Below are 268 nucleotides of genomic sequence, written 5' to 3' on the forward strand. Positions count from 1 at the left end.
TTGACGATTGCCAGCGAGTGATCGCACAAACTCAGCAGCTGGTGGGTTATCTGCGAGGCATCACGCGGTAAGTCGATTAAAATCCACTGGTAACGCCCGCTGGCTTTTAGTTGCTGTAAGCCGGAGCAAATATCGCTCAGCCGGGTTTGCCAGTGCTGTGGATTTTCTTGTTCTTCAATGGATAACTGACCAAAAGGCAGCAAATCGAGCTGCGAGGTGTAGCGCAACCCAGCGTCACGCCAGTCCTGGCCATCCAGCATCGCTCTGG

1 protein-coding gene is annotated in these 268 nt (G+C 53.7%); it reads right to left on the reverse strand.

Translation table 11 applies throughout. The features are described from left to right. Positions 1-268 (reverse strand): cellulose synthase operon protein YhjQ/BcsQ (locus tag RVY79_RS19895; protein WP_317466299.1); only part of this gene is annotated, 268 nt, incomplete at both ends.

Source organism: Chromohalobacter sp. HP20-39, assembly GCF_033052815.1.
Classification (GTDB): Bacteria; Pseudomonadota; Gammaproteobacteria; order Pseudomonadales; family Halomonadaceae; genus Chromohalobacter.